General features: G+C 50.1%; 9 protein-coding genes. All 9 read left to right on the top strand.

Features of this window, described 5'->3' with window-relative positions; all coding sequences use genetic code 11:
- Positions 1 to 306, top strand: a 306-nt coding sequence (locus Q0294_RS09775; protein WP_299464072.1) for a type II secretion system F family protein, incomplete at its 5' end; no start/stop codon positions are given.
- An 88-nt stretch (positions 307 to 394) separates the two neighbouring features.
- Positions 395 to 847 carry a type II secretion system protein GspG gene (locus Q0294_RS09770; RefSeq protein ID WP_299464069.1) on the top strand — a complete coding sequence of 151 codons (453 nt, stop codon included), beginning with the start codon at positions 395 to 397 and terminating at the stop codon, positions 845 to 847.
- A 49-nt stretch (positions 848 to 896) separates the two neighbouring features.
- On the top strand, positions 897 to 1,517 hold the full coding sequence (locus tag Q0294_RS09765) for a hypothetical protein (RefSeq protein ID WP_299464066.1): 621 nt from the start codon (positions 897 to 899) through the stop codon (positions 1,515 to 1,517).
- Entirely contained in the window at positions 1,514 to 1,978 is a 465-nt protein-coding gene (locus Q0294_RS09760) for a prepilin-type N-terminal cleavage/methylation domain-containing protein (RefSeq protein WP_299464063.1), read from the top strand. The genes Q0294_RS09765 and Q0294_RS09760 overlap by 4 nt, the downstream gene beginning before the upstream one ends.
- On the top strand, positions 1,978 to 2,871 hold the full coding sequence (locus Q0294_RS09755) for a prepilin-type N-terminal cleavage/methylation domain-containing protein (protein ID WP_299464060.1): 894 nt from the start codon (positions 1,978 to 1,980) through the stop codon (positions 2,869 to 2,871). The genes Q0294_RS09760 and Q0294_RS09755 overlap by 1 nt, the downstream gene beginning before the upstream one ends.
- Positions 2,872 to 2,896: 25 nt before the next feature.
- A complete protein-coding gene (locus Q0294_RS09750) occupies positions 2,897 to 4,588 on the top strand; it encodes a type II secretion system protein GspK (protein WP_299464056.1) in 1,692 nt (563 codons plus the stop codon).
- A 59-nt stretch (positions 4,589 to 4,647) separates the two neighbouring features.
- On the top strand, positions 4,648 to 6,135 hold the full coding sequence (locus Q0294_RS09745) for a hypothetical protein (RefSeq protein WP_299464053.1): 1,488 nt from the start codon (positions 4,648 to 4,650) through the stop codon (positions 6,133 to 6,135).
- A 67-nt stretch (positions 6,136 to 6,202) separates the two neighbouring features.
- Positions 6,203 to 8,104: a cadherin repeat domain-containing protein gene (locus Q0294_RS09740; RefSeq protein WP_299464050.1), complete on the top strand. Its 1,902-nt coding sequence runs from the start codon at positions 6,203 to 6,205 to the stop codon at positions 8,102 to 8,104.
- 544 nt (positions 8,105 to 8,648) lie between these two features.
- Positions 8,649 to 9,792 (top strand): hypothetical protein (locus Q0294_RS09735; RefSeq protein ID WP_299464047.1); only part of this gene is annotated, 1,144 nt, incomplete at its 3' end.

Genomic DNA, 9,792 nt, shown 5'->3' with positions numbered 1-9,792 from the left:
ATCAGTGGCGCGATCGGCGACGCGGCCGAAAGCATCTCCGCCGGAAAATCGATTGCACAACCGTTTGCCACCTGCGGACAGTTTCCGGAAGAGGTGGTCGAAATGATTGCCGTCGGTGAAGAAGCAAATAATCTGGAACAGGTTTTAATTGATATTGCAGACAATATGGAACGACAGACGAACCGCAAACTGGATATGTTCGTGCGGATGCTGGAGCCGTTAATGCTGCTGATGATGGCCGCTGTGGTGGTTTTTGTGATGTTGGCTTTACTTTTACCGGTTTTCCAAAGCTCCGGTTTACTATAATATGAAATGAAAAGAGTTGGTTTTATCTCAGGCAGGTAGAACCCAGAATCTTCCCTTCTGGAAAATATAGAGTGAAAAGGATTGAGACATGTATCGAATCAAAGAACAATCAAAACAAAAGCGTCGTGGTTTTACCCTGTTGGAAATGCTGATCGTTTTGGGCATTATCCTCGTGATTGCCGCGATGGTTGTTCCCAATCTTCTGGGAAGCCAGAAAAAGGCGAACATCAAAGCCACACGCGCCAGCATTCACAATCTGGAACAGGCATTCAAACTGTATGCTGCCGAAAATAACGGCGAATATCCGCAGGGCGGCCAGGAACAGATTCAGGTGCTGCTGGAACCGGCCAGTAATGACGGTAAAGTGGCAGACCCGTTTATTGAATCGATGCCCCTCGACGCGTGGGGCCAGGTGTTTCAGTATGAGTATCCGAACAACAAATCCAAATCGACCAAGCCCGCGATCTGGTCTTCCGGCCCGAATCAGCAGGATGAAAATGGCTCCGGCGATGATGTGAATAACTGGAATCTGACAGAATAATCTGACTTTGCAAAAGGCCTGCAGCAGATGAATTCAGGGGACGTCACACGTGACGAACAGACAGAAAAAGAACGGGAACTTTCAACATCCTCGAACGGCTTTTACGCTGTTCGAGATGGTGCTCGTTCTTTCTCTGCTGCTGGTGCTCGTCTCCGTTGTCTGGCCCGCCGTACTCAGGATCAGTGCCAGTAACCGTTTACGCCAGGACATGCAGGATCTCAATTCGGCCTTTGCTGCCGCCCGCATTCGAGCCATTGAACATGGCGTGAATTATCAGATTTACTTGGAACCGGGAGGCAGTCACTATCTGGTTGTCCCCGTCGATCGAGGTTTGCTGGGACTCGAAACAGAATCTACCGATTCTCAGCAGACATCTGTCGGAGAACCGGTCATCTCTTTGAAACTATCCGATGAGTTTCAATTCAGTAAAAACAGTACGGCTACGGTCAGCGAGCCGGCGGTCCCCTATGAGTGGCTGGCGAAACTCCCGAATGCCAAAGAGTGGAATTGGATGGAAGGTGCTTTCCCGATCACCTTTTATCCTGACGGAACTGCGGCTGTTGATTTGAACCATGAGATTGTAAAAAAAGACAGGCAGGTTGCCGGCATCAAGCTGCGGGCACTGACGGGAAGTACGACGATTTCTTACAACCAGGAGAAATCGCAATGAGAGTCGACCGGCTGAGTGTTCGCAAAGCAGTTCTGAACCGTTCCGGACTCACGTTACTGGAAGTTTTGATTTCCTTGTCTATTTTTCTGGGTGCCCTGGCAGCAATCGGCCAACTGATTGGCATTGGTTCGCGGGCCGCATTACAGGCACAACTGCGAACGCAGGCAATCATGAAATGCCAGTCAAAACTGGCCGAGGTCCTGGCAGGCGTGCAACCTATGGAATCGGTCACGCAGGCGGCATTTGAAGAGGATGACGACAACTGGAAATGGAGCCTGAATGTCGAACCCGGCGCTTATGAAAACCTCTTAATGTTAACGGTTTCTGTGACCTATTCCGGCGCTTCGGAAATGGTCACCACCAGTTATCAGTTGATGCGACAGGTTCGGGATCCCGCGATGCTTCTCGATGCCGCCAATACGGTGCAATCCACGAGTGAAACCGATACGGAGGCACTGTGATGAAAAGAAATAATGCCAGTCATCAACGGCGTTCCTCTGGTTTCACGTTATTTGAAGTCATTCTGGCGATGGGACTGACCACCCTGCTGCTGGCCGCCATCTATTCGGCCCTCGATTTGTACTGGAAATATACGACCATTGGTCATCAGCAGGTGGAACGCGCTCAGATTGCCCGGGCTGTGTTTCAGAAAATTACACACGATTTACACTGTGTTACTTTCGCACAGAAAACGACTGAGGAAGAATCGACAGACTCTTCTGAAGAAGAAACGGAAGTCGTGGAAATCCAGGTAACCAATCCGGATGACGCGTATACGGCCGGGAATATCGGTGTTTTTGGAGACGCCCAGTCTCTCGTGCTGCATACCAGCCGCCCTGCCAGGCAGCCCATGCTCGTTTCGCAAACGGCCAGCGTGAACAGTTCTCAAAGCGATCTATTATCCATTTCCTATTTCCTGGCCGCCGCCGGTTCGTCAGGATTACAGGGAGTCGTTGGCGATCGTTTTCGCAATACTTCCGGCCTGGGTGATACGATACAGGGGCTGGCTCGTCTCGAAGGAGACCGGTTAGCGATGAGTAAGGCAGATGAATCAGCCGATCTCGAACAGTTGGCACAGCAGTCACAACTGTTGGCGCGGGAAATCAGCAGTCTGCAGTTTCAATATTTTGATGGAACGGACTGGCTGGATGTGTGGGACAGTGTGGAATACGGAACCGTCCCTCAGGCGGTTAAAGTCACCATCGGTTTTCGCAGTGACGATAATCAGGCGGTGCAAAAATTCATAAATGAAAAAATCAATGGTTACGAAAATACCTACAGCATGGTGATTGCACTTCCGCTGGCATTACCGGCGGTGTTACAGACAACAACACAGGATACCAGTTCGCTTTAAGCATGGTTGACATGAGTCCGGAAAAATGAAAAAACACGGTTCACATCCTGATGGCAGATACCGTTTTCCCGCTCGGAAAATCGGGTTGAGAGTGCGCGCGGGGAGCACGCTGCTGGTCGTGCTGGTCGTGGTAGTCATGCTCAGTCTGGGAGCGTATACGTTTTCGGAACTGATGATTGTTGAAATGGAAGCAACGAATGTTTATGGGCGTTCGATTCAGTCACGCGAACTGGCGTTATCAGGAATCGAACTGGCGGCCGCTTTTGTGGGAGACCGTTCGGAGATTGATGGCTGGAATTCCTATCATAATCCGGAACAGTTTCAAAATATCAATCTGTTACCCGGAGACATCACGCGCACCAGCGGTTACTTCAGCGTGATCGCGCCCGTGGTCACGGATGCGCAGTCAAAAACAGTCCGCTTCGGTTTAATGAATGAATCGGGGAAACTGAACCTGAATATTCTGGCAACGGAAGAAGAGGTAGAAGAAGGAGACGCCGTTGCGCGTTTGATGAATATTCCGAACATGACCGAAGACATCGCGGCTGCCATTCTCGACTGGATCGACGACGATGACGACGCACGCACTTACGGAGCAGAGATTGACTATTATATCACATTAGAGTCCCCTTACTCTGCCAAAAATGGTCCGCTGGAATCCCTGGATGAATTGTTGCTGGTACGTGACATCACACCGGAATTATTATACGGCGAAGATACGAATCGAAATGGGATTCTCGATCCGAATGAAAATGACGGCGATGCCACCCTGCCCAATGACAACTCGGATGGAATTCTGAACCCTGGCTGGTTTGACTTCTTCACAGTCCACAGCCGCGAGATCAATATTCGTCCGGATGGCTCAGAGAAAATAAATGTGAACCAGACCATGCTGACAGAATTGTATGATGCGCTGGAAACAGAACTGGGACCGGACGAAGCAAAATTCATCGTGGCGTATCGATTAAACGGTCCTGTTGCGACCGCCGATGATCTGGATTCCGGCCCCACACTGACCACCGTGGGGGGGAGTATGAGCGAAAAACAGGCACTCAACGAACTGGCCAACGGCCTCGCCAAAGCGATCTTTTCGGAAGAAGGTGTTTCGGTGACGCGCGGTGGCCTCGACCTGTCGCCGGGAGGCGCCTTCACGATCAACTCCCTCTTTGATCTGATCGGTTCAGAAGTCGAAACAGAAATTGAAGGGCAGAAGACCACACTTACCAGTCCCTGGTCGGCCGATGCGGCTGCGATGACCAGCGATTTACCGATCCTGCACGATATTCTCACCACCACCAAAAACCAGTATATTGAAGGACGGATTCACATCGATCAGGCGCGGCTGGAAACGCTGCTGGGAATCCCGGAAATGGACGAAGATTTAGCCCATGCGATCGTAAATTCCCAATCGACCGGCACAAACGGAGCGGCCTCCACCGAAATCAGTCAGGCTCATCAGACAACGGGATGGCTTGTTATTGAAGGGCTTACAACAATAGAACAAATGAGAAAAATGGCTCCTTACATCTGTAGTGGCGGGGATGTCTTTCGTGTCCAGTCTCTTGGTTATTTCGGACAGGGAGGCCCGGTGACCCGGGTCGAAGCGATTATTGATGGAACATTCATCCCGCCTCGAATTACTTATATCCGCGATATGAGTAATCTGGGGCCCGGTTATGCTCTACCGACTCTGCAGGGGACAAATCAGGAAGAATGACGCTCTGAGTGAAACCATTGTTAGAACGAACTTGAAACTGAATTATTGAAAAGCATGTTATGGCAGACTATCTGGCAATCAATTGGGAAAAAACAGGACTTTCCGGCGTCGAAGCGCACGTCAGTGGCACTGCGGTTTCTGTAAAGCGTTCTTTTCATATTGACTGGCCGGAGCAATTGAGTCCGGCGAAGGACCCCGTTTCCGCCGGAAGCTGGTTAAAAAATGAATTCGCGCGATTAAAAATTTCCAGTAAGAATGTGCTGATTTCTTTTTCCCGGCATGAATCCACCATTCGTCTGCTGGAAATACCGGATGTCCCGCTGGAGGAAGTTCCGGAAATTGTTTACTTTCAGGCGGCAACCAAATCGTCGATTCCCCTGGGCCAGTTGTTACTCGATTTTCTGTTACTGCCGGCGCGGGAAGGTAAGCCAACCCGCGAAGTGCTGGTCGCCAGTATTGTCAAAGACCTGCATGGTCGGGCGGTGAAAACATTTCAGTCGATGGGCATGGAAGTCGTTTCGACAGGCATCAGCTCCATCTCCTCAGCCGAATGGATCGCGCATGTAACCAGCGGAAACATGGATGCCCCGATATTGATCGTGAACCAGGTGGACCACTATCTGGAAATGTCGTTGATCTGCAATCGACAAATTCTGTTTACCAACTCAGCCTCAATGACTTCAGCAGATCGCAGCGCCACAGAACAGGCGATGATCACAGAAATCAACCGTTTTCTGCTGGCCCGCAGTTCACAGCTTGCCGGCCAAAATGTGGAACGAGTGATACTGGTGGGAGAACAGCAGTCACAACAGGAGATCGCGGCAAAATTAGGCGAGCGATTTCAGTGCGTGGTCGAAGTGCTTGATCCATTAACGGATCTGAAGGCTGCAGCCGGAGATTTCACTGCTTTGGAATATCCTGGCGTATTGGCCGGTCCGATGGGCATGCTGTACGCTCTGGCGCAGAAGAAGCTGGAAGCAGTCGACTTTCTGAATCCCCATAAAGCGGAAGCAAAGCCGGACCGTCGCAAACTGCAGATCGGGCTGGGAGTGGCCGGCGTCATCCTGATTCTGCTGGCAGCATTATGGATGACACAGAATAGTGTTACGGATTTGGACGATCAAATTGCCGACCGACAGAAAATACAGCAGGATCTGGATGAACTACTCAAACGCGGTCAGCCCACTCTGGAATCGGTTGCACTGATTCAGGAATGGGAAAATTCAAATTCCAAAACATTAAAAGTGATGCAGGAACTGGAAAACTCGCTCCCGGGCACCGATCGGATTTTTCTCAGCGAGATGGCGGTCACACGTTCCGCCGGTCAATCCCTCAGCCGCCTGAGAGCAATCGGGCATGCCAAAGATGATCTGGAAGTCAGAGACCTGAATCAGCAGTTGTCTCACAAAAATTATCGGGTTCATCCCAGAAGAAGCAACAGCAGCACTGTTGATGCCGCGTATCCTGTGCCCTTTGAAATTGACGCGGAACGACTGCCTCCCCAGGTGGAGCCGCAGCCAAAAGCCGTACCTGCGAAGGCAAATTAAATTGATGATGTTGAGTTGGTAGATCGTTAAATTATTTAAGACGCGTCTCATTGAGTTGAATGTTTGAATGATGCAAAAGCGAGAAAAAATACTGGCAGCGGTTTTTGGAACCGTGATCGTCTTCTGGTTAGGCATGCCTGTGATCTACAGCACCTTTATTGAACCGGTTGAATCGCGAAAAAGTCAGCTGAAAGTATTGAATCAACAAATTGATCAGAAGGAACAGAAAGAACTGGAACTTCTACGGTCAGCCAGACAGTTGGGAGACTGGGTGACGCACAGTCTGCCTCCGGACGAACATGATGCACAGCGGCTCTATCTGGAATGGTTGAATGATCTGGCAGAACTGTCCGGGATGTCCAATTTGAAATTGACTCCCGGCCGTCGTATCCGCGAAGGCAAGACATATATCGCAGTCCAGGTTTCACTGGAAGGGACTGCCACTTATGAGCAGTTATGCCATTTTCTCCTGCATTTTTATCAAACAGACTTGCTGCAGAATATCATCGAACTGGATCTGGATAGCACGGGGACCGGCAAAGCGGACCGTCTCCAAATGAAAATGACGGCCGAAGGTCTGGCTTTGACAAAAGCGAAACCGCGTGAGCAGCTGTTTCCCCGGGCGAAGCTGGCATCGACTTTGAATTTTGATAATACAAAAATGAAAGTCCAGGGTACGATCGATTTTCCCCACCAGGCTCCTTTCCGAATTCGCGTTGAGCAGGAATTTCTCACGGTCAGCGAAATCGACGGCGATACCTGGACTGTCGCCCGAGGCGCGAATCTGACCGTGCCCGCCCGCTATGAAGCCGGTACGCCTTTTGAACTGGCGCCTCTGAATCAATTCTCCGAAGGCAGCACAAAATTACAACAGCCGCTGACGCTGGACGCACCGTTGATCAAAGTCCTCAGTGCAAAGTATTTTCCCCAGGGACAAAGTTTTTTAATCAAGATCGACAATGAAATTTTGAACGTGACCAGTCAGGCCGTCAATGAATGGACGGTGCAACGGGGAGTTCTGGAGACGAAAGCGGCCGCTCATCAAAAAGGGGCGGCTGTTGAACAGGCCCCCCAGTACCTGCAGGCGCTCTTCGATTACGGTCTGGTCGTTCCGGTGAGTCCGTTTGCGAAACCTGTTCCCGACCAAGTCTACAAACTGGAAATGAAAGACATTTCCAAACAGACGATTGTCAGAGGAAATACGCTCGACTTCACGGTCCCTCTTGCAGGCATCAATCCGTCAGCCGATGCACCTGTGTTGACAATCAAAACAGAATTGCCAGGACTGGTTGCAGAAGCGGGCAAGCTGAAGTGGTCGCCGGCGTCAGAACAAAAAGCAGGTAGCTATCCGGTCACTGTGACCGCCGCACAGGGGGAACAGCGCGTCGAAAAAACATTCCAGCTCGAACTGCTTGAAAAAAATACGCCACCCAAAATCGAGGTGGCCACTGCGGTCACCGCGTATCAGACTCGGCCGCTTTCCCTGTACGTCAAAGCCACCGATGCAGACCTGCCGCCACAAAAACTCAAATTCGAATTAGGCGCAGGTGCCCCCGCCGGGGTCACGATTCATGCCGACACAGGCGAACTTAACTGGACTCCTGCCGTTACGACCGAGTTGAAAGACTATCCGATTACCGTCAATGTTTCTGATTCGGGCACTCCCCCTGTTTCTACATCGCAACAAATTAACGTCAAAGTGGCGCTGGATGATGCGTTTTTCACGTTTCTGACAGGCAGCATCGAGATCGATGGCAAAAAAGTAGCCTGGTTACGCAACCGGGCCACCAATCAGAAACGGGAAGTCCGAGTTGGCGATATGATTGATGTCTCGGAAATCCGTGCCGTGGTCAAAACCATTACTGACAAACATCTAATTCTGGAAATTGACGGCAAACCCTGGATGCTCTCATTGGGAGAAAATTTCAGAACAATGCGAAACCTCTCCACACCTGCCGTGTTAAATTAGTGTCTCTCGTTCTCTTTACGAAGGCGAACTCCTCTCTCCCTCCTTTTCTTCCCATTTCTGCAATAGCTCTCAAAGTGCCTGTTTTTCCCAGCAACTCAATTCTGTGAGCGTTTGATCGTCCTTTCTGACAGGCACAGGCGGAATAGCATGCGCGTATGTTATTGTTATTTAAGAAGTTACGTAATGATCGTATCTCAAAAAAACTCTGCTTTTTCTTGCCAAATGTAAGACCTTTGTTCAATAAGAATGTCAAACTTTGCCGATATTAACGATTGTAGGGATTCTGTCGGAGATGATCTCGTTCGAGATGCGTCCACACTCCTTGGCTTTAATTCCTGAAATCGACTCCTGATATCAATGGGGTGAAACGTTGTTGTCTTTCAAACGAATAACCAGAAGCTTATCCAGACAATTGCGTTGTCTGTTAGCGGTGCTCGTACTCTGCGGGCCCTCAATTTCTGTTTACGCCGATAGCAAACCCAGCATCTGGAGTCGCTTAAGAAAGTCATCCAGCACAGAGCCAAAAAAATCCGGTTCCGCCGCGGTGAACCATGACCAGTTTGCTTCACAGGTCGAACAAAGCAGAAAATCAGTCAAAGAACCAGCAGATATTTCGCTGAACCATGTCCAGGCAACCTGGGGAAAAGTTTTAACTCAGGTCGCCGAGCAGAGTGAACTGACGTTGGTGATGGATGTCGTTCCTCAAGGATTCTATTCGCGCATCGACAAAAGGCCGCATTCATTAAGCGAAACATTTCAGATTTTAAATCGTGAACTCGAACCGAAGGGTTTTCGATTACTGCAAAAAGACACATTCCTGATCGTGCTCGACCTTCGTCAGGCCAAGCCGCACTATGTGCGTGCCACCATCCAGACGAGCGGTAAAGAGCATGAACTTACCCCGGACAACCGTCAGTCCGTGCAACAGGTTGATTACCAGGAACAGGCTGTGAATGCGGAATCGTCCGTCAAGCAGGCCAATGTTCCAGCCACACTTGAAACCAGCGCGCGTCTGCTTCCACAAAAATCCGCGCAACCGCAAAAAACAGATTTTACAATTCACCCTCGCACTCTGAACAGCACAGAGATCCTCAGACAATTGTATCACGCCTTCGAATCGCGTGCGGAATTGCAGGGGGAAGGTCCCGGGGGATTTCCGGGAGTCATTGTTTATGCAACAGAAAATCAGAGCCTGCTTGATGAAAAGTCCGCTGAGACCCTCAAAATGGTGGAAGCAAAGGTCGATTTTCGTGTGGGAATCGACAAACAGAATAATGAGTTGATTTTCGAAGCGGCAGTTCCCAAAGCCAGAGCGTTAAAAGCAATGGTGATGAAGCTGGATCAGTCTGCCAAAGGTTATGCCGAATCGGTTCAACTGGTTTCGGGATCCTCACAGATCGGCCGGGTCGCGCAGTCACTTCATCAACAATTGAATTCAGATACAGCACAGCCCCGCACCCCTCAGAGCTCGCCAGTCAAAACCTTTTCAGATAATTCACTTTCGCCTCGCACTCAGCAGATCAATCAATTGCGGCAGCGAGTTGATCAAATCGCCTTTGATGAACCACAGCCTGAAAAGGAAAATCAGAATCCTCTGCAGCCACAGCCGGCAGAGAAACCGGCTGAAATGAAAAAACAGCCATCGCTGCCGGAATTGCTGCAGGACCTGAGTGGCAATGTGAATATCG

Source organism: uncultured Gimesia sp., assembly GCF_937919775.1.
Taxonomy (GTDB): Bacteria; Planctomycetota; Planctomycetia; order Planctomycetales; family Planctomycetaceae; genus Gimesia.
This window is presented reverse-complemented; position numbering and strand designations above follow the sequence as displayed.